Here is a 22,780-nt window from a genome sequence, read left to right as displayed (position 1 = left end):
AGCAAGTAATAAAGAAACAACAAACAATGATAGGACAAGAAATCCTATTTTCTTTATTTTGCTTTCTCCTATCTCATGTACCTATCCATTATTTTTTCTATACGATGATTTAAGAGAAATGAAGTTAATTAAAAACATTAAAAAACCGCTAATAATTGGCAAACCAATCACGTCTCTCCACTCGGGCTGTTCTTGCGGAAAACCGCTAATCAATACGTAGAGCACAAAAAATACAAGCGTAAATGTCAAAGATTGAAAAAAGATCTTTTTCATTTCTCTTTTATAATCCTTGCTGCTAAACGTATCCGTATATTCCATTCCAGAGAAGATATATCTTAAAAAGACATAGATAACCTGTCCAACTACAACGAAACTAAAAAACATGTTCATTTCTATCAGACGAAGTGGATAAATATAGCTTACAATTAGAAATAAAAGGCTGACACATAACCCTAAAATAGCAGATTCCCCTAAAAAGTATAAAATCCTTTTTTCTTTGTATTCATCTTCTGGTAAAAAGAGCGATAGCCATGAGTTTTTCATCTTCCTTCCCCTTTCCAAAATAGATCATCTAATGTTTTTCCTAAAGCATGTGCAATATTAAGACAGAGCTTTAGCGATGGATTATATTCTCCTTTTTCAATTAATCCAATCGTTTGTCTTGTCACCTTAACTTTCTTAGCTAAGTCTTGCTGAGTCATCGACTTTTCAACGCGCGCTAATTTCACTTTATTTTCCAAACTAACACCTTCTCAACATAATGCAATCTATATATTACTTATTGTTATATATAGATTACATTAAAAGAAAAGTTAATTCAATAAATTTCCATAAAAATAAAGTTTTCTTATATAATAGGAGAAGAATTAATCAGTCTTTAAAGATGGGAGCAGAGAGAGATGATCATTGGTGAAGCTCTTTTTACCCTAATTATTTTCTTTATGCTTAATCTTTTATGCGACACCTTTCTTATGAAAAAAGAAAGCTCATTAAAAAGGTTAGGCATTGTATCATGCATGCAAACGATGATAGCAATCATTCTTTTTTCGATATTCTAAATTTTCGAATCTCATATAAATAATAAAATGATTTTTTTAGATATAAATGTAAAAACAAAGAAATTTTAAAGGGTTTTTCCTTTCTTTGACTAATTCTTAAATATAAGTAGCTACCCACTACTTATATTTAAGGAGAGAATAGGATGAAAAAGAAAACAAAGCTTCTAATTGCGTCACTTGTCGTACCTTTTGTGCTATCTACAGGTGAAGTTTCTACTTTTGCTCAAACTTTCACTTCTGAACAAGAAGTGAACATAGCGCAACAAGAAGAGCGCTTAAAACTTGTTGGCACGGTTATTAGTTCTCCAACTAATAGACCACCGTCTTATGAGAATATGCCAGGACAACTACATTCATCAGATACACTCTTTCTAGACTCCCTACCAAAAGGTATCTATGCACTTAAATGGGTAGCACCGGAAGGCGTAACGTTTGATGTGTACAGAGGGTTAACACCTTTTATGGATGTTCCAGTTTTCCACAATGTCACGAATGGAGTGACGACAGACCTTGCTTCCTCACCACTTTTTTCTCCAGCTCTTATGATTGCTAATCCGGAAGGTGCTACCGAAGATTTTGAAGTAAAAGTATATGCTGTTTATTAACGACAAAAAGAGTTCCATAGCTAGTATGGAGCTCTTTTGCTTATGCATCTTTTCATTGTTATCGTGCTTTTTTGTTTTGAACCTTATAATAAACCGCATGCTTTTTGGATTTAAGGTGAAACATCCCCCTAAAGTAAAAGAAACATAATGTATTAGGTTACTATTGACCTAAACTATGTAAGACATTCTTTCTCACTAAAATAGGTTCATCTTCCTGATCCAACAAATTCACTAGAATTACTTTATGATAAAGTGATATAATCTCCACATTCAGATTTTCACGTGAATAAAATTTAAAATTATCTCTAAATGTGAGTATTTATTTAAAAGGAGGCTTTTTTATGTCTAATGTATTATTTATTAACTTACCAGCCGAAGGACATGTCAATCCAACCGTTGGATTAGTTAAAGAGTTAGTCGAGAGAGGCGAAACAATTACATATTATTGCGCAGAACGATTTAGAGAGCGTCTCGAAAACGTTGGTGCCGTTGTCCGAACATACGAAGATTTTTCAGAAACGATGAATGCCAATACTCTTCCTAACATGTCAAAGATCTTAGAAGCGAACAGTTTTCTGTTAGACCAGATCGTGGCTGACATTCAAGATGAAACATATGACTATATTGTTTACGATGAAATTTGTCTAGCCGGCATCATTTTAGCGAAAATGCTAAACATCCCTAAAATCTGCAATTGCACAACGTTTGCTTTTACAAAAAACATGTTAGAAGATATGAAAAAACATCTAAATATAACAGAAGATATAGAAGGTTTTGATGAAGAAAGTAAAAAAATATTAGCAGATATTGAACAGAAACACAACGTAGATTTAACCTTTATCCGTCATAAAGGCTCTATTATGCCAAACCCTGGCGATCTAACGATTGTCTACACTTCTGAACATTATCAAATGTATCGTGAAGAGCTCGATGATACGTTTAAATTTGTTGGTCCCTCTATTGTCAAAAGACAGCATAATATCGAGTTTCCATTAGAAAAGCTAGAAAACGATTCTGTAATCTTTATTTCACTTGGAACAATATTCAATGAGAACATTGAATTTTATCAAACATGCTTTAAAGCTTTTGAAGATTTTGAAGGAACCGTTGTAATGTCCATCGGTAAGAAATTAAAAATAGATGAGCTTGGCGCTATTCCTGCAAACTTCATTGTGAAAAACTATGTTCCTCAGCTAGAAGTGCTGGAACATACAGATGTGTTCTTTACACATGGAGGAATGAACAGTTCAAGTGAAGGATTATATTTTAATATTCCATTAGCTGTACTTCCTGTAAGTGTTGATCAACCTATTGTTGCAAAGCGTATTGCAGAGCTAGGAGCAGGTATTCATCTTGATCTTAACAGTATTACTGCAGAGAAATTAAAAGAAACAGCTCATACCCTCTTATGTGAATCTTCTTACAAAGAGAAGGCTACAAAAATTAGCACCTCTTTCAAAAATGCGGGTGGATATAAAAAAGCTGTAGACGAAATTTTTTCTTTTAAACATCAAGCGCTTAGTGAAAGTGTGAAATAACATTAAATCAAAAAAGATCCCCCTTTTCGGAGGATCTTTTTTTCTCTATCTTCCTTTGTGCTTCTCTTTTGCCTTTTTCTTTCTAAGGAGATATTTTCGCTGCTTTTCTTCTTCACGGTGCTGCTTTGTTATGTGCTTACACTGCTTTTTTTGTTCTTCATATTCTTGTCTAACCGCTTCTTGGGCTTTTGTTGATGCTCCGGTTCTTCTCATCTCTTTTGCTACTTTACGCTGTAAACGCTTAGGGTTGATGCGGTTGGAGCAGTTTTGTTTTACATGGACACCTGATTGATGTGAAGTATGAATAAGAGTTGAAAGTTCATTATAGATAAAAGTTAACACTTCTGAATCTTTCGGTTCTCCTCCAAACACGTGACGAAATGCTTTTAAATGTCCGTCACTAACAACTTCAATCATCCCTATCCAGAACTGACCATCATGGTAAATCGTTAATTTCATAACGATTCCCTCCTCTACAAATTACTATGAAATGATGGACATCCCGAGGAGGGGAAGGCTACTGACATTCATTTATTATGATGCATCCGGACTACCAACCGAATTGTGTTTTTTCATTTCATATACAAATTATAACATAAAAGAGATGATCTTACTGTTTGACAAAATACAAATTATTCATTTTTTCGTTTATGAGCGACTACTTTACAACCATTTTCATAGTAGCCTATATGTAAATGAAATTCCCAGTCACACCTCTTCTCTTCCTGAAGTCTGTAAGAATGCTTCCTTTACAACTTAACTCCGTTATTACTAATGCTTCTCCCCTTTTACCTGTACGAGAATGATTTCCTTACTATTTCTATAAAAATAAATTTATGGTAAAATATGTATATAAGTTCAAAGAGGAGGGATAATTATCGTAAAAAAAGGATTAATATCAGGCATGCTTCTTTTACTTGTTGTGCTCATCACTTCCTACTTTATTGGAGAATGGAAATATGTTTATTATATTTGCGGGGGATTTGCCTTTATTAATCTCGTTTTAGCACTAGCCTACTTCCTTGACAGTCTAATTCTAGGAAATAAAGGCACAATGTCTTCTCATCGAAAAAAACGCAAAATCGGACGTGTGGAAGAATCAAAGAGATTTATATCGATTGCCATTCCAAACGTCCTAGCGGTTTTAGTTTATTTAGTTGTATAGCACCTATAAAAACACAATAAAAAAGAGAGCGGATTCTCTCTTTTTTATTGTGCGACTAAGTTCACGTGACTTATCGTATGGTCAGCGCTTTCCACAAATTCAAGTGTGTAGTCTCCTAAATCATAAATATGATTTGTTTCATTTGTTCCTGTAATAATGTGTGTGCGGTCTTCTTTCCCTAAATGCTTTATCATCATGTCAGGTGTAATGCCGCCAAGATTTGTTTGGCGTTCCACATTTGTACCAAAGTAGCGCACTTCTTTTAACACTCCTTTTTTATCATAGGAGAAGTCGTAAGAAGCTTGCCCCATTGAACCTGAATAATGTTCAAAGTTACCTTCTACCGAATAAGGCTTACCAATGCTGTTATATACCTCTGTACGCGTTGTTTCTCCAACAACAAACTGATCGCTAAACCCTCCATAAACTTTACCTTCTTGTGCTTTACTATACAAGCCTAGAAGAGTGTTTAGCGCCATTTGTTTTTGCTCATCTTTAATATTTGTTGTTTTTGTCATGTTTGGGCTCTCTGCATGAACAGTTGCGCCAATACCGCCTGTAAAAGATACTCCAATTAAAGCTGTAGCAGCAATCATTTTCGCTTTTTTCACGATTTAAACCTCCTCCTTCACCTTCAAGTTTTCCATCCCCTATACTTCTACCCGTCCCTTCGTTTACTCAAACAAATTAGTTCAAATGAACTCCTTACCAATTTAACGTGTTAAAGAGAAAAAACAGATAGGCACTCTTTTTTTCTATTTGCATATAGTAAAAAAAGCCTAGATTCAGCTTTTTTATTCTTTCGAAAATTTCTTAATACTTCTAAACGGGTTTGAAAATAATATTTATGGGCAACTTTAATAAGTATACGGTGACGTTAGACCTTTAGTGAAGTTGATTTAAAAAAGGGGTTTTTACGATGATTGACAATCAAGAAGTGCTCTTTTTTCGAAAAGAGCTAGCCCGATTGCTGGATGACTATAGAAATTGTGAAAAACCTTCATTGAAAAAAGAAATTTCAGAAGATATTTCCTTGTTAAGCGAAGTCATATATGGTGATGAGCAACATCCCTTTTCTTCTCATACACTTTCATGATTAAAAAATCTCATTTAAGTCGGCTAAAAATGAGATTTTCTCTCCTCCTCTTCTCTTTTTTATTGTACTGTGTAACAGTTTCCTTTATAATAAAAGAATATTCGCTAAATATCTCTAAAATGGGGCTATGGTATAATGGGATTACGCTTGACTGGCAGTCAAGTAATGCGAGTTCGATTCTCGCTAGCTCCATGTTTTATCCCCCTTCTTATCTGTAAAAAGATGAAGAAGGGGGATTTTTATTTTTTCATAACAGTAGAAGATTGAAGCCCTTTTTTCTTATTGGTTCACTAAATACTGGATATCCCTTAAGATTTTCCTCTTATCAATCGGTTCCTCCGAGTAAGCCATATCATAAAGCGCTCTAATTTTATTATTTTCATCAATAAGATACATCGTTGTAGAGTGAGAGAGAAAATTTCCTTCCCCTTTTTTGTACTGCATTTTTAAATCATCTGCAATTTTTTTCGTATCCTTTAAAGAACCTCTTAACCATTTCCATCCGGAAGAGTCCGCTCCAAAAGATTCTGCATATTTCTTTACAACAGAGGGTGTATCTTGTTCTGGGTCAAGTGAAATAGCTACAAGTTCTACTTTTGAACCAAATATCTCATCCTTTTTTAGCTCTGCTTGTAAATCTTTAAAATCACTCATTGTTAACGGACAAATATCCGGGCAATTCGTATAAAAAAAAGTCACAAGCTTAACTTTTTCACTCTTAAAATCATACTCTCCACCATGAACATTTTGTAATGCTACAGGCTTTAATTCATCTAGTACTGGAAGCTTTTCATTGTTTGGCCATAGCCAATAAACGAGCGCAAAAGCAATTACAATGATCGTTAAAAAGATGGCTAACAAATACTTTCTCTTCATGTTGTACACCTTCTTATTTCAATTCAAGAAAAAGTCATTTCTTTTTATTTCGCTTTTTCACATCATTTATCGCTTTTAAGGACTGAAGATTTTTTTGTAGTTTTTTATGGACACGAAGAATTCCCCACATGCCTTGTTCAATATCCCAACGAATATTCCCAGAGCGGTACATATAATCACCAGGGAAGTTAAAAAGACTTCCTGCCCCGTAGTGCAGCTGAATATCAAAGGCGTCTCCTAAGACGATATGATCTCGGATGGACTTCACCTGTGAGAAAATATCCTTATCATCTGTATTCCAATAGTGACCGTGCACATGAAATCCGTGGGCACGTCTTCGTTCAGATGGATTTGCAAAGCGAATTGTAATAGGATCACCAGGATAAGCCTCAAGAATTGGTGTAGAAGGATCTCCATGTACTTTTGAACTAAATAAGTCTTTTAATACAGGCACCTGGTTAAGACGATTAATTAATCGTTCTGTCCGGTAGTTAAATCCTCTTGATCCGTTATCATACGTATCAACTAGATCACCTAACTCCTCTGGATCTACGCCACCTAATATGCCATCAACAGGGTCAATAATTAACTTCCCGTTTTTATCTACTAGTCTAGCTCCATCATACATAATAAGCGCAAATTCTCGTGTAGTCGGTAAAAAAGGTTGTTTTATAATAGCTCGATCTGTTGTAATAACCGGTTTTAACGTTTTCTGGCTTAAAAATTGAGCCCCTCTTGGTTCAGCAATAAACATTCCAAAAGTCCCTAACGAACGATGATTGCGAATATCGGCCATATCCCACATCCCACATGCCCCAACAGGAAGATCAACATACCAGCGATACGTAATCTTCTCGCCAGGTCCCACGGTCTGATCTGGATTAAAGCCAACCGTTTCTCCTGCTGAAGATTTCACATCATATTGAATAAGCTGAGGATGCAAGGAAATTCGGACAGATGGTGGATAAAACGCCTGCTCTTTTACAGGGGGGTATGGCCAAATTCCATCAGGAAACGGGAATTCATCGAATTCTAGTCGGCTTTCTAAGTTAACTTCCACTACATCGCCTTGATTAGCACGGATAATCAGCGGCTGTATCTTTTTCTTTCCTGCTAAAATAGCTTTTACATCTTTCTTAAGCGCAAAAACAATTCCAAATGGATCTTTCTCTCCCCATTTGCTGTAAGGAATCGGGATATGAAACGCAACAATATCAAAGCGCTTCACAGGGGCATTAGGTGGCGCATCTACTTCAACAAGTTTTGCTTTTTCTGGCGGTTTTCCTGTGCAAACAGGTAAATTTTTTGTTCGCTTTGGCGGATCAGGTCTGTCTGGAAGAGGAATAAGAAAATCGACTTCCTCGTCAAATGCACGCACTAGTCCCCAGCAGCCGTTCCACAAATCCTCTTCTGTCTCAAACGTCCAAAGATAATCTCCTGAGTTCGGCACAGCCAATTCGAATGTAAAGGATTCAGATATTCCAATATGTTCTTGACAAACAAAGGATGTTTCACTATCAGGCCGCTCTGCTTTCCAGCGTAAACCATGCATGTTAAAGCTGTGAGATTCTTCTTGAGATCCTTGCAGTACGCGAATTCTAATAGGGTCTCCTTCATAGCAGTTTAAGATAGGTGTTACAGGGTCTCCATTTACAAACGAACTAAAGGAGTACGCCGGGTCACAATCTTCTCCTAAACGGAACTGAAGCGGTTCATTTTTATAATTTACAGCAAACAACCCCGGGTCGTCCTCAGATCCAGGAAACTCCGGTGGTTCAAGTGGACAGCCGTTTTTATCAAATAAAAGAGTGAAATCTTGGACGAATAGAGCAAAATCTCGGTAGTCTGGAATTAAAGGATGTGTGACAGTAACTTGTGCGCCTGACTGCACTTCTTCTCCTGTTTTCGAATCTAACACTTTTGAAAATCTAGCATGAACATTCCCTGAGCCAAACACCCCATGTTGCTGATGATAGTTGGGAAAAAGATGGTCGTGTAGAAACCATGCTTTGAGTTCCGTGTCTGCAAAAAATTCATAGCGAATCGTTTCACCAGGAAGAACGCTTGAATCATAATTCCACCCAACATTCGCTGCATCACTAACTAGAACATCAAATTTAACGAAATGAACGTGAAATCCTACTTCGTACGTTCGTGTCACAAGTTGAAAGGCATCCCCTCCTGCTACTTCGTTAAGACGATTTGTAAAGTTAACAGATAGACATGTTCCAGCATTCATGTGAATAACAAGAGGCTCTGGTTCCTTCCGTCCTGCTAAAATGTCGTCTAGATCTTCATCAAGAACGTAAATTCTTCCTTTCGGATCATTCCATCCTTCTCGGTTATAGACAAGAGGCAGCTCAATAAGAGAAACATTGAATTCCTGCACAATAGGATTTTCTTCAATAATACAAGGATCTGTAAAAACAGCGCCAGGTCTTGCAGTAGGAACAGCTGCATTTCTTTCAAGTTCTGTTAACCCGCGCCCTCCCACAATTCCAAGTGGCGGTCTTGGTGCTTTACATCCTACTTTCCCAGGAATAAAATTGGGGAATCCTGGTCTTTCTTTGGTTGGCCGGGGTGGAGCAGGACGATCTGGTAAAGGTTGAAGCGGTTTAATTGGAATTCCATTTGGGTAACATTGACTTCCGTCTTGAAGAGTATCGAAAATCCGATTGAGAGCCCACATGCCAACCCCAAAGTGAGGATATAAGTGACAGTGAATAATAGCATCTCCAATTGCCTCTTGTAATGATCCTAAACCATATAATACGTCGATTGTATACCAGTTTTGTGGACTGATCGCTTGGGCATCAAAAATGTTAGACTCTGTATTTTGCGGATCCCTAAACCAAGTATGAACATGGTAATGAAAAACATGCGTTTCTTTTACGCCACCATGAACAAGTCTAAACTTTACAGGATCTCCTTTATATCCTCGGTAAATAGGTGTTGCAGGGTCGCCAAATACCCATGAATCATGATGAACTTCCTCTCCTTCACAATCTGGGCATACAACCCCTTCTTCGATCAGTTTTTTACGGTTTTGCAGAGGTTCATAACGATAGTTAATGGCATGAGTAGATTCTCTTTCTTGATTTGTGACAGGATCAAGAGGTCTATTTCCTGTAATATCTTGCGTTGGCATTTCATCGTGGAAAATAAAACCAAATTCCCGAAACGATGGAGCAAAAGGATGATGAACATCCGCAATTGGTCCACTCTTTAAAGGGCCACCTGTCACAGGATCTGTCCAAGTGGATCCCATTTTTTCAATGAATAAGGCTCCAAACAAACCGTTAATGTTTGTGCCATCATCACTACTATCTGGATCTCCTAAGTCAGAGAAGAAAGCAATTCCTTCATGATTTGCCCGTAAACGGTAGAGAATCTTCTCCCCGGGCTTCACAAGTGTATTTGGATTAAACCCTACATTTGCTCCATCTGAATTCAATACATCATAGTCTACTTCTTGAAAATGCATCCCAGCTGAAGTTTTGATTTGATTTTCAAATAAAATCTCAATTGTATCTCCTTTATTCGCTCGAATACAAAGTGGTTCAACTAAATCAACAGGTGTAAACGGGTTTTTCTCGACAGCTCTTCTCACTTTATCAACATTTTCTTTTAAGATATATATTTTCCCATGTTCGTTGTGATCTCCAAAAGTGTTTAATACAATGCGAATGTCAATAGCTACCACATGGTAAAATCGTTTCATATATCCTTCCCCTTTTACATATCGTCTCTTAATTCTGGAATTGCCGGCAATCCTTCTTGTTCAATGTAAAACACTTCAATTTGGTGAATATGAATCGACCAAATTCGATTCTCTAATTCTCCAATTGTTGTCGTTTGAACGTCTACCACAACATTGTCTCCTACTACTGCCGTAATCTCTCCAATGAAGACAAATGGGAAAGAAGGGGTTAATATAAATACTTGACTCCCAATCCCTCTCTCAAACTCTTGAATAAGCGCTTCATCATGAATCTCATTATTTGAAGGTAACTGTATTTCTGTGACTCTCTCATCATCATTATTATGCTTCATGTTTAACTCCCTCCTTGCACTTATGTAAGCGGTATTCTCATATCACAATCAAAATTAGGCGTAAACTGGGCAATTTTCTCTAAAGGAATACTTAACGGAATTGGAAACTGAAAAAATGGAGCAGTTACCATTTTAATTGTGACAGGGAATAATGTGATATTTCCTTGCTCAACGCTAAAGATGGTTCCGCAAAAAATCGGACGAAATGCTTGCCCAAATAAATTCAGCTGATCTGATTCTGTGATAATTAGAATAGATTCTCCAATTAACCCCTGTAATTCATCGAATAATGGATCTTCCACACCTTCTATATCTACACGTACAGGAGCCTCCAAAATTCGTCGATCTTTTCTTTCTACCTTGTCTTCTTTTTCTATCTTCTCTTCTCTCTCTACCTTCTCTACTTTTTTATCTACCTTTTTATCTACTATCTTTTCGCCAAAACGATACTTTTCCTGTTCTTTATACTCGCTCTTTTTCTTTCCTGTTTCCTTTTTATTTGATGACATGAAAAGTCCTCCTTTACTTTCCTACTGGTTGCCTTCTTTATGTGAGAAACGTTTAAACACGTGTGAAAATAAACTAGTAAGTCTTATTGTGCTAATGTACTTAACGCTTTTTAAATCAATACATTCTTTTTCTTTAAAAAAAGTAAGGGTGAGCTGCTGGTTCGCTACGCTTGAAATTTTCCCTATTTTTCGAACTTCCTCACTAAGGTGCACTATCACCCATGTTTCCTGCCAAGAATCTAAATTCGTTTGAAGTGTTTCTTCAAAAAATTGTTGGCGTAGAATATCCCGTTTTGAAATGGTTTCCCCAAATTCATATAGCAATTTTTTCCGTAAATTATTATCAAAAATATAATGTTGATGAGTATTAGAGTAGTTTGGAATGCCGAACGGAATGTTAGCAGATTCAATAATAGGATAAGGAATCCATTTTCTTTCCTTTAAATTTGTAAGCATTACAAAATCTCGCCCAACTGTACTCACTTTACCTTCTGTGTAAAGAGACTGGGTACCACATTTAAAGTAGATTTCAACTTGCTGATTTCTTTTGGATTTAAAAAACTTACGGTATTTTAAGGTTTTTCCTCGTTTTTCATTTTGCTTAGAAATATTAAATAAGTTAGCTCGATCAATATATTCCATTAATAACCGTGTTTCCTCTGTTGTTGTAGGTGTTGTTGGCGATGTTAACCCTTTTCCATTTTGACTGTTGAACTCGTTGATAATATCGTTTTTCAGCTCTTCGTTTTCTCGTTTTTCTAACAGTTTCTTTCTATATTCATCTAACCGAATTTTTTTATCTTCCATTTAGGCTCCTCTCCTGACGTTAGTATCACACTCTAAATGAGTAAAGAAGTAGGCTCGCTGTAACGATGACGAGAACGGTGCTAAACAAACTGAATATCACCATACTTTGCTCAACAGTATATAGAGATTCAGAAGGTAAATTACATAAAGAAGGGTTTTTCACAACAGCGCCAAACATCGTTCCCATTACTCCTCCTACAGTCCCCTGAAAAAAACCTGAAAGCAAAGATTGAAACCTTACAAGAGCTCCAAAAGTAATTCCAAGCGTCCCGCTTATTACAAGAACAAGAATCGTAATAACGATAAAATCATTTTTATTCAAAAATTCAATTACCATTCCTAACGCAAAGCTCAAAACTCCACTTGCACACATCGCCATAATCATTCCATATCGATCACTAAATATTTTTCTTTTCTTGTGCATCATGATATAAAGGAAAGCCCCAATTAAACCATTGAGAATAAGCATTCCATAAAGAAAGAAAAGCATATATCACTCCCTCCTTTAAGCTATGTACGTTTGGCAGAAAAGAGGAGCAAAAAAAGACTACATATAAAGACAAGTTCAATAAAAACTAAAAAGATAAGATTGTTTTGAGAAGCTGCGCCAACCATAGGGGCCATAACTCCCATCATCAATCCGTTAATCATTCCTGTTAATAGTGTTTGATAATCAAATAACCCTCCAAAAAGTGCTCCGACAACCATTCCAATAACGGTTGTAATCATTGTTATTGGAACAAAATGTAAGGGAAATTGATAAATCAAAATAATGCCTGTCACAATAGCAAAGAAGCCTCCAGCTAAATTTGAAATATTCATTCCTAACTGAAACCCAATAAGTTTTCGAACTTTAAAAAGGAAAAGATAAGCAGAACCTGTTAAAAGAAGATTGACACAAAGCAAAAAACCAAGGTTTTGGATCAGCAATTATATCACCCCAACAATGTGCATCATTCTTTCCCTCTTTACGTTGCGTTCCCTCTGTCTCATCTTTATTCCTAACTGAGGAATAGTAAAAGTGCTGAAGTAAACTCTATAAACAATTATGAACACAAGGCTTGCCTTATTCTTCAATATTTCCCATTTCGGATTAAAGATTATGACATTACTCATCAAAAACAAAAAGAAAACTCCATGCAAGTTCCTTCTCTTCCTTGCAGAGATTTTTATGATTATCCGGGTCACTATGGGACATTTGCCCAACCAGATTCAACTATTCACCATATATTAGGTGTATGAACTAAGGAGAGGGTGTTTATTATTCGATATTCCAAACCTATAAATCTTAGAAGAAAACGCGATGTAGTCCCTAAAATAGAAAGAGAAGAAGAGTGCTTTGATTGTGAACCGGGAGGAATAGAAGATGATTTTTGTCTTCCTGATACATGTCCTGAACGGATTATACAACCACAATTCCCTTCAGCAACAAGTTCTTTTCCACCTGAGCAATTAGAAGTAATCGATGCATGTATAGAAGAGGCAAATGAACTGCTGTTAACGCTTGGTCTTCAGCAAGAAGAGGATGGAGAAGTAGGAGAAGATGATGTTCTTCTACAAAACTTGAATACGTTAAAAGGACAGATGGTTGAAGTTATAATAAGTTGTACAGAAGAAGACATAGAGTCTGAAGAAACGTTAACATGTGAAAATCAATTCGAAAAAGTTTGTGGGAAATTTATCTATAGTGGTATAGACTTTATTATTTTACACACAAAGGATGATGAAACAGTATGGATCCCCTTTGCAAAAATTAGATGGATGATTCAAAAAGAACAAGAAGAAGTACTTAATGAAGATCAACCATTGTTAAATATTGATCCATGTCTCAGAAGAGAAATTACGTTTAACTTCGGTCAAATTGTTCCCAAAAGTCCTTTTCTTTTAAAATTGTTCTTTCCTTTGCAACTTTCTTTTTTGTTAAAAAGTTTTATAGATTGCGATCTTTGTGTGAAAACATTTGATAATAAAGAAACTCAGGGGACTTTAGTAAAAGTGTCAGAACGATCTTTATTAATCGAAACCCCAAGAAAGAAAAAAGGAATAGACTTTGAAAAAATATGCTTCATTAAGATGAAACAACCAGAAATAACTTCATTAAAATGTTAACTCCCTCAACAGAATAACAACTTAAAAAGGAATCCAGTACTGGATTCCTTTTTAAGTTACATAACTTCTTAACTTGTAAAATTTTTGAACAAGTTTAGTTACAGAACGTGCAGTTTTACTTTGCTTCCTATATGACGGAATAATTCAAATTTCAGACTATCTGTTAAACCACCTAATCGTAATTCCACCCTTTTGTCGCAAAAAGGGATCACACAGTCTTGAAATCTTATAAATCTTTTCTGACAATTGCAGCGGGATTTATGTTCGCAATTACATGGGCGAAAATTAAACACTCTTTTCTTAACGCACCTACACTCTTGTTGCTCACAATGTAGGCAAGTGTCTGCTCGATCATAGTCATCAGAACGAGAGAATACCTTTTTTTCTAACCACGTCACATTTTCAATTCGATTCATTGGAATACTAATTACGGTATGATCTCGTTTTATTAATTCAACAAAATCTATTCCTACATTCTCAATAACTCCCACTATGTCTGTTGCACAATCTTCTACATCTTCTGTCCTAAATCTGAATATTTTAACATCTTCGCCTATTTTAATTGATTGTTTTTGCTCATAAGAGCACTGTTTTATTTTGACCTTTTGCTTCATACTCAACCTCCTCTTTTCTTTTGTAATATATGACATTACAAAAGGAGGTGTTCAACGAAGTCAGGCTATCTCATGAACATAAAAAAATCCCTTACCATGAACTTCCCAATCTTTATATTTTAAAGAGTAAGGAGATGTTCGTCCAAAAAAAGAAGGCTCTATACTTATATAAAAATCTTTCTGTTTTCTTTAAGAAACTTCAATTTCTCCATCATAACCCATACGAATATCATTTTTTTTCATATAGTAATACTAGCTTATTGAGAAAAGAGGAGTACGATGTCTAGTAAACCATTCAAAACTAATAGAAAAAGGAAAGTTGTTCATTTTAACGGAAAACGTAATCATTTTTCTCTTTCTTCAGGAATCTCATTTCCGGAAAGTATCAAATTTACCAAAAGGGAAGCGTTTTTTCGATTTTTAAGTAACTATGAAAATATTTTATTGAAACCCACTTCTAATCATAGTTCGCCTACCTTTCAAGTTCTAAAAGATGAGAAGGGTTCTTACAAAGTGCTTACTTCTGAAGGGTCTTTCCTTTTCGCTAACAAAGAAGGCCTATTCACTTTTTTAACCTCTAAAATCAAGACTTCTTATCTTATTCAACAACATATCCCCTTCCTCCAATTAAAAAACCGTCCTTTTTCTTTAAAGATAAAAGTTGAAAAACGACCAGAAGGAAATTGGGAGATAACAGAAAAATATGTAAAAGTAAAAAGTATATCACAGCAAGAAACAGATATTTTAAGCGTAAAAGAAACGTTTTCCCTTTTAAACCTTCCGCTTGAAACGCTTATCTCTCTTGATGAGAACATTCTAAAAGTCGTAAAAAAACTAGAAAGGAAGGCTCCGAGATATCCCATGTGGGAAATAAGCATCGGAATTGATGAACAAAAGAAGCTTTGGGTAACAAAAGCAAATTCAAAGCCCCTTTATATCAAAGAGCAAAAACAAAATGTTTATACTGTCTTAAAAAGTGATGAGTCTCTTCAACTTGTTTTACCCCAAACAAACGTCATGAACAGTGAAGAAGTTTTATGGAATATGCTTGATGAGCATAAAACAATTATTTTAAAGCCTGTTTTTGGACGCTCAGGGTCAGGAGTCATTAAAGTTTCGGTTCAACCACTTTCTTATCTTATTCAATATCGAAACGAAAATAAGCAATTCCTAACAAAGAAAGAAGCTTTTACATTTTTACAAACTATGATAGAGAACCAAACTTATCTTGTTCAACAATATATTGATCTTGCCACGATTGAAGGGCGCCCACTTGATCTGCGCATCATTGTCCAACGAAACGAACACTCGGAGTGGATTGTGACTGGAAAGTATGCGAAAGTTGCAAGTCTTGGTTATTTTACAACAAACCTTGCAACAGATGCCGATGTATTATCGATCGAAGAAGCTGTTGAAAAGTCAGGGCTTGGTCATCTCAATATCACAAAACTTCTTCAAGATTTAGACTCTATTGCCCTTAAAACAGCAGGAAAACTCGGAGATATTTCTCTTCATCAACGGATTTGGGGACTTGACGTTGGTATTGATCAAAAGGGGCGTATTTTCATTATTGAAGTAAATTCCCGTCCAGGTACAAAAGGATTTCGAAAACTCAAAAACTTAGATATGTATAAAACCATTCGGCGCTACAAAAAGTTATAACTCTTTTATGGCAAAAAAGCAGCTTTACGCTGCTTTTTTTTCTATCTATTTGCTTCTTTTTTATTTTCCCATGTTACTTGATCTCTCTTTGTTTCGTTTACTGTAAGATGAAACACATCTGGTCTTGCATAGTGGCCAACAACATCAAAATCAAAGCGACTTGCCGCAATTTCCTTTAAATTTAGATCAGCTATCATCATTTCTTCTCTTCCCCATACAGGCTCTTTTATATAGTCTCCAAGAGGACCTACAATCGCACTTCCCCCTCGGCACATTTCATCAGGAGAAGATTCCAAATCAGAAAAGCATGCTAAATCTTTTGGATACATCTCTTTATTTACATATTGATTACATGAAAGTACAAAGCATCGGCCTTCAACTGCAATATGGCGAATTGTGGATTGCCATACCTCTCTTGCATCTGCTGTTGGAGCAATATAAAGATCAACTCCTTTTGCATACATTGTAGCACGAGCAAGCGGCATGTAATTTTCCCAGCAGATAAGCGTGCCAATTCTTCCATAAGGAGTATGGAAAACAGGGAGCGTGCTTCCATCTCCTTCTCCCCATATTAGACGCTCTGAACCTGTTGGCTTTAGCTTACGATGTTTGCCAAGAAGCTTACCATCAGGTCCAAAAAATAAAACAGAGCAATAAAGCGTGCTTCTGCTTCCATCTCCTTCTCGTTCAATAACGCCAATAATTAAGTAGACTCCCGCTTTTTTAGCCGCTTCACCGAGAATATGCGTTTCTTCACTTGGAACAACAATCGCGTTTTCCAAGTAGCGTAAAAAATCTTTTCTTCCCTCTTCTGAACGACTGCCAACCGTTGCTCCAAACGTTAAGCCCCTTGGATAAGCAGGAATGAATGCTTCTGGAAAAACAACAATTTTTGCCGATTTTTCTCCTGCTTCTTTTGTTAAAGATACGGCTTTTTTGATACTTTCTTTTCTATCCATAATAACAGAAGCTGCTTGTACAACTGCTACTCTCACTTTTTCCATATTTATCGCTTCCTTTCTTTTACGATTATTTTAAAAGAGAGCGATCATTTTGTATGCATCCAATTGGATTATCATTGACTAATCCAATTACTAAAATTATAATCAAGAAAAAATAAGGAGCGTTTATATGGAATGGAAACTAGATAAAACAAGCAGCACCCCTTTATATCAACAAATTGTAGATGAGCTGGAACGAAAAATTTCCTATGGTGAATATCCGCCAGGAACACGCCTTCTCTCGGAACGAAAGTTAGCCGAAAAACTTGAAGTGAACCGAATGACTATTGTACATGCCTATGATGAGCTTTTTGCCCGAGGATTTCTGGAACGAAAACGTGGAAGCGGGACGATTGTTAGTTCAACAAACTGGGGCGTATTTTCGAAAAATGAAACAAACTGGCGGCGCTATGTTGAAGGTGGGTCTTTTCGGACTTCCTATCCTCTTGTGCAAAGGATCCGCGAGATGGCGAGCGAAGGAGATATTGACTTTGATTTAGCAAGCGGCGAACTTTCAAAAGATTTGTTTCCGACAGAGCTTTTACAACATTGTGTAAAAACTTGCCCTTTCCCAGAAGACTTGAGCTATGTTCATCAACAAGGATTCTTGCCACTAAGAAAAACGCTTGCTTCTCATCTGAAAGAAGCGTATAGCATTAAAGCCTCACCTTCGTCCATTTTAATTACATCAGGCGCCCAGCAGGCTCTCTATCTTATTACACAATGTTTGCTAAGCCCTGGCGATGCTATAGCAATTGAATCTCCTTCCTATCTTTACTCGCTTCCTTTATTCCAATCAGCAGGTTTAAGGATTTTTGGACTTCCTATTGATGAGAATGGCATCATTCCAGAAGATGCTGAAGAGCTCTACAGAGAGAAAAACATCCGTATGATTTTTCTAAATCCAACCTATCAAAACCCAACTGGAACGGTCTTAAATAAAAGACGGAGGAAACACATTTTAGAAATAGCTGAGTCTCTTGGCATTCCCGTGGTGGAAGATGATCCATTTAGTTTTCTTTCATTCGGAGAACCTCATCATAAACCGATCAAATCATATGATACAAACGGAAATGTTTTGTATATCGGCTCCCTCTCTAAAGTAGCAGCTTCAAGCTTACGAATTGGTTGGATAACAGGACCTGAAGCTGTTATTCAACGACTTGGAGAAGCAAAACAGCAAATGGATTTCGGGCTAAGCGTGTTTCCTCAAACTATCGCAAATGAACTTTTACAATCCCCTTCTTTCCTCATTCATCAACAACAGCTTACCCGGCAATTAAAAGAGCGACGGGATGAGATGATACAGGCTTTGAAAGACATATTGGGAGATGAAATAGCCTTTTCCACCCCAATGGGAGGTCTTCATATTTGGGGGAAGTTAAGCAAAAAAGTAAGCGATAAACAGCTTGTAGAACAAACGATAAAAAACAAGCTTTTATATATGCCAGGAAGCGTATATGGAATGGGTGACGGCTATGCTAGATTTACATTTGCACGGCTGCAAAAGGAAAAAATAAGAGATGCTATTGAACAATTTTCTCAATCGTTGCATTCGCTATAAGGGAAGCTGCAAAAACGAAGACCTCTTCCCTTCATCTTAAAGAATACTAGTAAGCAGATGGAAATTTTACGATTATACAATCAATTAGCACTTGTTTTTTTACAGGCGGACAACTCTTATTCAGTAAACGAAAAATATAATTTTTATTTACTAGAATATTATTATGTAAACTGAATAAATTAGCAATTTAGTTTAAAAGTGCTCGTTCTTGCGGTAACATAAAGGTAAGGTTAATTAGAAAGGAACTCTAACATGGCTTCTCCACAAAACTATAATAAGTTTATTATCATTTTTAATATCATTATCTTTGTATTTGCTGTACTGCTGACAGTTGCAAATATCGTGAACTATCAAAATACAGATAATGGATTAGCTTTTATTATTTTAAGCATTTTGATTGCTGTAGCGAGTGCTGCTCGAATTTATAAACTTTTCAAAAAGACAAAGTGATCATCCCTCCCCCGTCTTCTTTATCTGAAGACGGGGGTTTTTTTAGTTCAATTTCTATTTCTCCATTTGTTTATCATGTTCGACAAGCTCCGATAATAGGATATGAAGAACGCTTAAAATCAACATAGCCTAACAAGGAGTTGACATGATGACGTATGATTTTATGCTAACGTTCATTATAGCTTTTTTAGCTGTGAGTGTAACAGGGTTTGCATTAAACCTTTTCCTCTTACGCAAAAAAGGAAATAAAATAAAGGTGCGTATTGTACATCTTGTTCAAAGTATTCTAATTGCTGTTCTTTTTCTCCTGTTTATTTAAACAACCTCGCATAAAAGCGTGTTTTTCTCGTTCCCATGCTTTTATGCGAGGTTTTACCGTCTTACTCTTAAACCATCGAAAAACTCTAAAAGTTCTCTAACTCCTATCTTTATCCTAAAGGTGTTTTCTACGATTATTATGCCTCCTGCTAGTGTAATTTCATTAATTATGAACAGCCACTTTTTATCTCCATTTTTATCTCCTTATTTTTATAAGCATCTTAGTTAGCCCATTCCTCACGAATCAAACGTAAATAAAAAAGAGAAGACAGATTTTGTCTTCTCTTTTTTACATTTATAATGTTTATTTGAACAAGGAGCTCGTCGTCTTTCTCATGCTTGTTTTATTTTTTTACCCAATTTCCATCATCTGATTTTTTATACTTCTCTTCAACTGCACTCCAAGCTACTTTAAACGCCGTTTCCTCCTTCTTATATTCTTTTTCAGCTGAATTAAAGGCTTCTTTAAAGATTTCTTGTCCGTGTTTTGGAACGTTGTTTCTGACTCCTTTTGGAAGCTCTTCTAGCGATTGATAAGGCATTGTTATCTCTCCTTTACTTGTCTTGTTCTATAGTTTCTATTTCCCCTAGTAACGAAAGTTAAACAATACGTGATCTAACAAAAGTTTAAAAAAACTAACCTAGTCAATGTGCATGATTGGATAATAAAGTGATTAAAGGAAAGAAAAACAGGGTAAGTGAGAAGGGACATTCTATTAAACTAGAGGAGGAATTTGTGTTATGTTTCGTCATCAAAAAGAATTACAGTTCGAAGTAAAAGTGGATAAGCCAGACCCAATGCTAGCAAAACAAGTTCAAGAAGTTTTAGGCGGACAATTTGGAGAAATGACGGTTATGATGCAATATCTCTTTCAAGGGTTTAACTGTCGCGGAAATGAAAAGTATAAAGATATGTTAATGGACATTGGTACAGAAGAGATTGGTCATGTTGAAATGCTTTGTTCTCTTATTAGCCAGCTTTTAGATGGAGCTTCCCCAGAAGATCAAGCAGAAGCAGCTAAAGATCCAGCAACAGCAGCTATTATGGGTGGAATCAACCCTCAACATCTACTTGTAAGTGGATTAGGCGGTTTGCCAACAAATTCTCAAGGAGTTCCGTGGAACGGAAACTATATTGTAGCAAGTGGCAACCTTTTAGCAGATATGCGTTCAAATTTACATGCGGAAAGTCAAGGGAGACTTCAAGTAGCGCGTTTATATCATATGACAAAAGATGAAGGGGTACGCAAAGTGTTCCGTAAAATGCTTGCTCGCGACCGTTATCATCAATATCAGTGGATGGAAGCTATCAATGAATTAGAAGAAAAGAATGGCGTTGTTGTTCCTTCTTCATTCCCACCTGAAGCTGAAAAAGAAGCCCAAGAAGAAGCATATAAGTTCTGGGATCTCTCAGAAGGAACAGCTTCAAAAGAAGGTCCATGGTCACAAGGAACATCACCAGACGGAACTGGAAAGTACGTTCACGTCGAAAATCCTCAGCCACAAGGACAAGCTCCAAATCCAAATGTTCCGGATCCTGCGCTTCACCATGATTTAACAGAAGAAAAAGTGCCATCTAAATAAGCAAAATATCCCGCGACCAAATGATCGCGGGATATTTTTGTACAGGAAACAGTTCAATTTCTTTTATTATTTTCTCTATGTACCGAGTAAACGCTGTTCTCTCCCATTATTTGTGAAGTTGAAATCTCTGCTCATCTTCCTTTTTCACCTTATCTCCTATAAGTTCAAGAGCAAAGAATATAGCGTACATAATGGTATAGAGCAAGACTTCTGAAACGATAGAGTCAAATGTCGCAATGTTCATAAAAGCTACCATTGTTTTCATATAAAGAAAAAATAAAAGAAACTGAAAAATGTGAGATAAAATAACCCTCTTTTTGTTGTTTCCTTGAAAGTGTCTCATAATATCTTCTAAAATAACGTCCACAGGCACAAGAATTAGGAACCCAAGACAAACGTGCAAAGATAAAAAAAGCGAACTATATTGATGGGTGTAGTGCACGTCAAGAAAAAGGCTCAGAACGTACTGAAGACCTGTGAGAAGAAATAAAACAAATGAAAGAGCAGAAAGCACAAACACAAAAATTAACGAAATATTTTTCATATAACAATATAGAGAAGAGTTTGTATGAAAATATACTTCTCTCATCCCTCCTCTCGTTTTTTGAACACCATCCATACGTTTTATAAGAATTAGGAGTGTTTCTATTTTAACATATTTTCCTCAACCTCTTTATGATATAACATGGGGGCATTTTTTGTTCCTCCTGTCTTGCAAGTAAATTTGTTTTCATCCCTCCTTCACACTTTTAAAACGTGATAAACTAAAAAAGGTCTTAGTCATAACTTCTGACCTTTTCTTCTTATTCCTTCAAATATCTTTATATTTTCTAAAAAAGGAGCTATCTTTTGAATACAAATGAAAGAGCACTACAATTACTCGAACAAAATCGATATGAAGAATCGTTAGATCAGTTTCAAAAAGCTGTTCAACAAAAACGCACTGTTCAGTCTTTAACAAATCTTGCTTGGATGTACTGCAATGAAATGGAAGAAGATGAAAAAAGCGTTTCCTTTATTACAAGAAGCCATCAGCCTAAACCCGACTTCTCCTTTTCCGTTCCGATTGCTCGGAGAAATGTACTTAAGAGAAGAAAAATGGCTACTTGCAGAAAAGATGTTAATTAAATCTATTAACACTGCTCCTTCTAAGATTACTTATTACAACCTTGGGATTGCCTATTACAAGTTAGGTCAGTTCAAGAAAGCGGCTTCTTATTTCCTTAAGTCATCTGATGACTCTGATTATTCGTTTTATGGCTATGTTGTTTGCCTCATTAAGGACGAAAGAAAAAGCGAAGCGAAAAAACAAATGAAAGCTTTTCGAAGAGACGCTCCTAACTTTGTCGGAGAAATTGAAGTGGCGGAACTGTATGTGGAGTTACATTGCTACAAGGAAGCTGTCACTTGGTATGAGAACGGTTGGAATGACTATTTTAAAGATCCTCATTGGATTAGCGGATTTATGTATGCTCTCTTTCAAATGAACGATATGCCTCGTGCTCAGAAATTATTACAAAGCCTCATTATGGAGAAAAAGCAAAACATTAAAGATGCTAAGGAAGATAAAGATGAAAGCTGGTCAGAAGATGATCGTAAAGAATATATAAAAGACGAATTGAAGCACCTTAAAGAATTTGAAAATATGATGAAAAACGTTGCTTCCCTTTCTCACCCCGAGCTTGAATTCACTCCTTCTTTTCAAACTACTTGTTACTTATTTGGATGTCCGCGCCATCACCATCCTGAATATTAAAAGTAAAAGAGGAGC

The 22,780-nt window shown here is 36.1% G+C and carries 27 protein-coding genes and 1 tRNA gene; 13 read left to right on the top strand and 15 right to left on the bottom strand.

Going from position 1 to position 22,780, the window contains the following annotated elements; translation table 11 throughout:
- Window positions 1-81 precede the first annotated feature (81 nt).
- The gene (locus tag BM012_RS09355; RefSeq protein ID WP_061804359.1) at window positions 82-543 is read right to left on the bottom strand and encodes a hypothetical protein; all 462 of its coding nucleotides are present in this window, start codon (window positions 541-543) and stop codon (window positions 82-84) included.
- On the bottom strand, window positions 540-740 hold the full coding sequence (locus BM012_RS09350) for a helix-turn-helix transcriptional regulator (protein ID WP_061804360.1): 201 nt from the start codon (window positions 738-740) through the stop codon (window positions 540-542). The genes BM012_RS09355 and BM012_RS09350 overlap by 4 nt, the downstream gene beginning before the upstream one ends.
- A gap of 461 nt (window positions 741-1,201) precedes the next feature.
- Between BM012_RS09350 and BM012_RS09345 the strand changes: the two genes are divergently transcribed.
- A complete protein-coding gene (locus BM012_RS09345; RefSeq protein WP_061804361.1) occupies window positions 1,202-1,663 on the top strand; it encodes a hypothetical protein in 462 nt (153 codons plus the stop codon).
- A gap of 341 nt (window positions 1,664-2,004) precedes the next feature.
- Window positions 2,005-3,201 (top strand): macrolide family glycosyltransferase, encoded by a 1,197-nt coding sequence (locus tag BM012_RS09340; protein ID WP_061804362.1) that lies wholly within the window; start codon window positions 2,005-2,007, stop codon window positions 3,199-3,201.
- Between the two features lie 45 nt (window positions 3,202-3,246).
- Here the strand turns inward: BM012_RS09340 and BM012_RS09335 are convergent, their stop codons facing one another.
- Window positions 3,247-3,660, bottom strand: coding sequence for a YjdF family protein (locus BM012_RS09335; protein ID WP_061804363.1), 414 nt, complete (start codon window positions 3,658-3,660; stop codon window positions 3,247-3,249).
- A 445-nt stretch (window positions 3,661-4,105) separates the two neighbouring features.
- On the opposite strand from BM012_RS09335, the gene BM012_RS09330 reads away from it, so the two are divergent.
- Window positions 4,106-4,366: a hypothetical protein gene (locus BM012_RS09330; RefSeq protein ID WP_206765165.1), complete on the top strand. Its 261-nt coding sequence runs from the start codon at window positions 4,106-4,108 to the stop codon at window positions 4,364-4,366.
- Window positions 4,367-4,410: 44 nt separating this feature from the next.
- Here BM012_RS09330 and BM012_RS09325 read toward each other — a convergent pair whose 3' ends face one another.
- Window positions 4,411-4,977, bottom strand: a complete 567-nt coding sequence (locus BM012_RS09325) for a YjgB family protein (protein WP_061804365.1) — start codon at window positions 4,975-4,977, stop codon at window positions 4,411-4,413.
- A 308-nt stretch (window positions 4,978-5,285) separates the two neighbouring features.
- Here BM012_RS09325 and BM012_RS26365 point away from each other — a divergent pair, with 308 nt between their 5' ends.
- Both BM012_RS26365 and BM012_RS09320 read left to right on the top strand, forming a co-directional pair.
- Window positions 5,286-5,462, top strand: coding sequence for a hypothetical protein (locus BM012_RS26365; RefSeq protein ID WP_167360140.1), 177 nt, complete (start codon window positions 5,286-5,288; stop codon window positions 5,460-5,462).
- A 121-nt stretch (window positions 5,463-5,583) separates the two neighbouring features.
- Window positions 5,584-5,654: transfer RNA gene (locus tag BM012_RS09320), tRNA-Ala, on the top strand.
- Between the two features lie 87 nt (window positions 5,655-5,741).
- Here the strand turns inward: BM012_RS09320 and BM012_RS09315 are convergent.
- The 7 genes from BM012_RS09315 to BM012_RS09285 are packed head-to-tail and all read right to left on the bottom strand — an operon-like array spanning window position 5,742 to window position 12,637.
- Entirely contained in the window at window positions 5,742-6,338 is a 597-nt protein-coding gene (locus tag BM012_RS09315; RefSeq protein WP_061804366.1) for an SCO family protein, read from the bottom strand.
- 34 nt (window positions 6,339-6,372) lie between these two features.
- Window positions 6,373-10,059 (bottom strand): multicopper oxidase domain-containing protein, encoded by a 3,687-nt coding sequence (locus BM012_RS09310; RefSeq protein WP_061804367.1) that lies wholly within the window; start codon window positions 10,057-10,059, stop codon window positions 6,373-6,375.
- A gap of 14 nt (window positions 10,060-10,073) precedes the next feature.
- Window positions 10,074-10,391, bottom strand: coding sequence for a hypothetical protein (locus tag BM012_RS09305; RefSeq protein ID WP_061804368.1), 318 nt, complete (start codon window positions 10,389-10,391; stop codon window positions 10,074-10,076).
- Between the two features lie 20 nt (window positions 10,392-10,411).
- Window positions 10,412-10,900: a hypothetical protein gene (locus BM012_RS27175; protein WP_082802571.1), complete on the bottom strand. Its 489-nt coding sequence runs from the start codon at window positions 10,898-10,900 to the stop codon at window positions 10,412-10,414.
- Between the two features lie 21 nt (window positions 10,901-10,921).
- On the bottom strand, window positions 10,922-11,707 hold the full coding sequence (locus BM012_RS09295; RefSeq protein WP_061804369.1) for a hypothetical protein: 786 nt from the start codon (window positions 11,705-11,707) through the stop codon (window positions 10,922-10,924).
- A 25-nt stretch (window positions 11,708-11,732) separates the two neighbouring features.
- Entirely contained in the window at window positions 11,733-12,197 is a 465-nt protein-coding gene (locus BM012_RS09290; RefSeq protein ID WP_061804370.1) for a hypothetical protein, read from the bottom strand.
- Window positions 12,198-12,217: 20 nt separating this feature from the next.
- Window positions 12,218-12,637, bottom strand: a complete 420-nt coding sequence (locus BM012_RS09285) for a hypothetical protein (RefSeq protein WP_225985227.1) — start codon at window positions 12,635-12,637, stop codon at window positions 12,218-12,220.
- A 324-nt stretch (window positions 12,638-12,961) separates the two neighbouring features.
- On the opposite strand from BM012_RS09285, the gene BM012_RS09275 reads away from it, so the two are divergent.
- Window positions 12,962-13,816 carry a hypothetical protein gene (locus BM012_RS09275; protein ID WP_061804372.1) on the top strand — a complete coding sequence of 285 codons (855 nt, stop codon included), beginning with the start codon at window positions 12,962-12,964 and terminating at the stop codon, window positions 13,814-13,816.
- Between the two features lie 98 nt (window positions 13,817-13,914).
- Here the strand turns inward: BM012_RS09275 and BM012_RS09270 are convergent, their stop codons facing one another.
- Window positions 13,915-14,430, bottom strand: a complete 516-nt coding sequence (locus BM012_RS09270) for a hypothetical protein (protein WP_061804373.1) — start codon at window positions 14,428-14,430, stop codon at window positions 13,915-13,917.
- Between the two features lie 279 nt (window positions 14,431-14,709).
- On the opposite strand from BM012_RS09270, the gene BM012_RS09265 reads away from it, so the two are divergent.
- Window positions 14,710-16,092 carry a YheC/YheD family protein gene (locus BM012_RS09265; RefSeq protein WP_061804374.1) on the top strand — a complete coding sequence of 461 codons (1,383 nt, stop codon included), beginning with the start codon at window positions 14,710-14,712 and terminating at the stop codon, window positions 16,090-16,092.
- A 41-nt stretch (window positions 16,093-16,133) separates the two neighbouring features.
- Here the strand turns inward: BM012_RS09265 and BM012_RS09260 are convergent, their stop codons facing one another.
- Window positions 16,134-17,096, bottom strand: coding sequence for a carbon-nitrogen hydrolase family protein (locus tag BM012_RS09260; RefSeq protein ID WP_061804375.1), 963 nt, complete (start codon window positions 17,094-17,096; stop codon window positions 16,134-16,136).
- A 127-nt stretch (window positions 17,097-17,223) separates the two neighbouring features.
- On the opposite strand from BM012_RS09260, the gene pdxR reads away from it, so the two are divergent.
- From pdxR to BM012_RS26360, 3 genes are all read left to right on the top strand, one after another.
- Window positions 17,224-18,657: a MocR-like pyridoxine biosynthesis transcription factor PdxR gene (gene pdxR / locus BM012_RS09255; protein WP_061804376.1), complete on the top strand. Its 1,434-nt coding sequence runs from the start codon at window positions 17,224-17,226 to the stop codon at window positions 18,655-18,657.
- A 252-nt stretch (window positions 18,658-18,909) separates the two neighbouring features.
- Window positions 18,910-19,107, top strand: coding sequence for a hypothetical protein (locus tag BM012_RS09250; protein WP_061804377.1), 198 nt, complete (start codon window positions 18,910-18,912; stop codon window positions 19,105-19,107).
- Between the two features lie 148 nt (window positions 19,108-19,255).
- Entirely contained in the window at window positions 19,256-19,426 is a 171-nt protein-coding gene (locus BM012_RS26360) for a hypothetical protein (protein ID WP_161939305.1), read from the top strand.
- A gap of 343 nt (window positions 19,427-19,769) precedes the next feature.
- Here the strand turns inward: BM012_RS26360 and BM012_RS09245 are convergent, their stop codons facing one another.
- On the bottom strand, window positions 19,770-19,967 hold the full coding sequence (locus BM012_RS09245) for a ChaB family protein (protein WP_061804378.1): 198 nt from the start codon (window positions 19,965-19,967) through the stop codon (window positions 19,770-19,772).
- A gap of 199 nt (window positions 19,968-20,166) precedes the next feature.
- On the opposite strand from BM012_RS09245, the gene BM012_RS09240 reads away from it, so the two are divergent.
- The gene (locus BM012_RS09240; RefSeq protein ID WP_061804379.1) at window positions 20,167-21,009 is read left to right on the top strand and encodes a manganese catalase; all 843 of its coding nucleotides are present in this window, start codon (window positions 20,167-20,169) and stop codon (window positions 21,007-21,009) included.
- Between the two features lie 106 nt (window positions 21,010-21,115).
- Here the strand turns inward: BM012_RS09240 and BM012_RS09235 are convergent, their stop codons facing one another.
- Window positions 21,116-21,598 carry a hypothetical protein gene (locus BM012_RS09235; RefSeq protein ID WP_061804380.1) on the bottom strand — a complete coding sequence of 161 codons (483 nt, stop codon included), beginning with the start codon at window positions 21,596-21,598 and terminating at the stop codon, window positions 21,116-21,118.
- A 260-nt stretch (window positions 21,599-21,858) separates the two neighbouring features.
- Here BM012_RS09235 and BM012_RS26355 point away from each other — a divergent pair, with 260 nt between their 5' ends.
- Window positions 21,859-22,137, top strand: a complete 279-nt coding sequence (locus tag BM012_RS26355) for a hypothetical protein (protein WP_161939306.1) — start codon at window positions 21,859-21,861, stop codon at window positions 22,135-22,137.
- Window positions 22,088-22,765, top strand: coding sequence for a tetratricopeptide repeat protein (locus tag BM012_RS26065; RefSeq protein WP_161939307.1), 678 nt, complete (start codon window positions 22,088-22,090; stop codon window positions 22,763-22,765). The genes BM012_RS26355 and BM012_RS26065 overlap by 50 nt, the downstream gene beginning before the upstream one ends.
- Window positions 22,766-22,780: the final 15 nt, after the last annotated feature.

The sequence above is a fragment of the Priestia endophytica DSM 13796 genome, assembly GCF_900115845.1.
Taxonomy (GTDB): domain Bacteria; phylum Bacillota; class Bacilli; order Bacillales; family Bacillaceae_H; genus Bacillus_I; species Bacillus_I endophytica.
The sequence above is the reverse complement of the archived record's forward strand: the minus strand, read 5'-3'. Positions and strand labels throughout refer to the sequence as shown.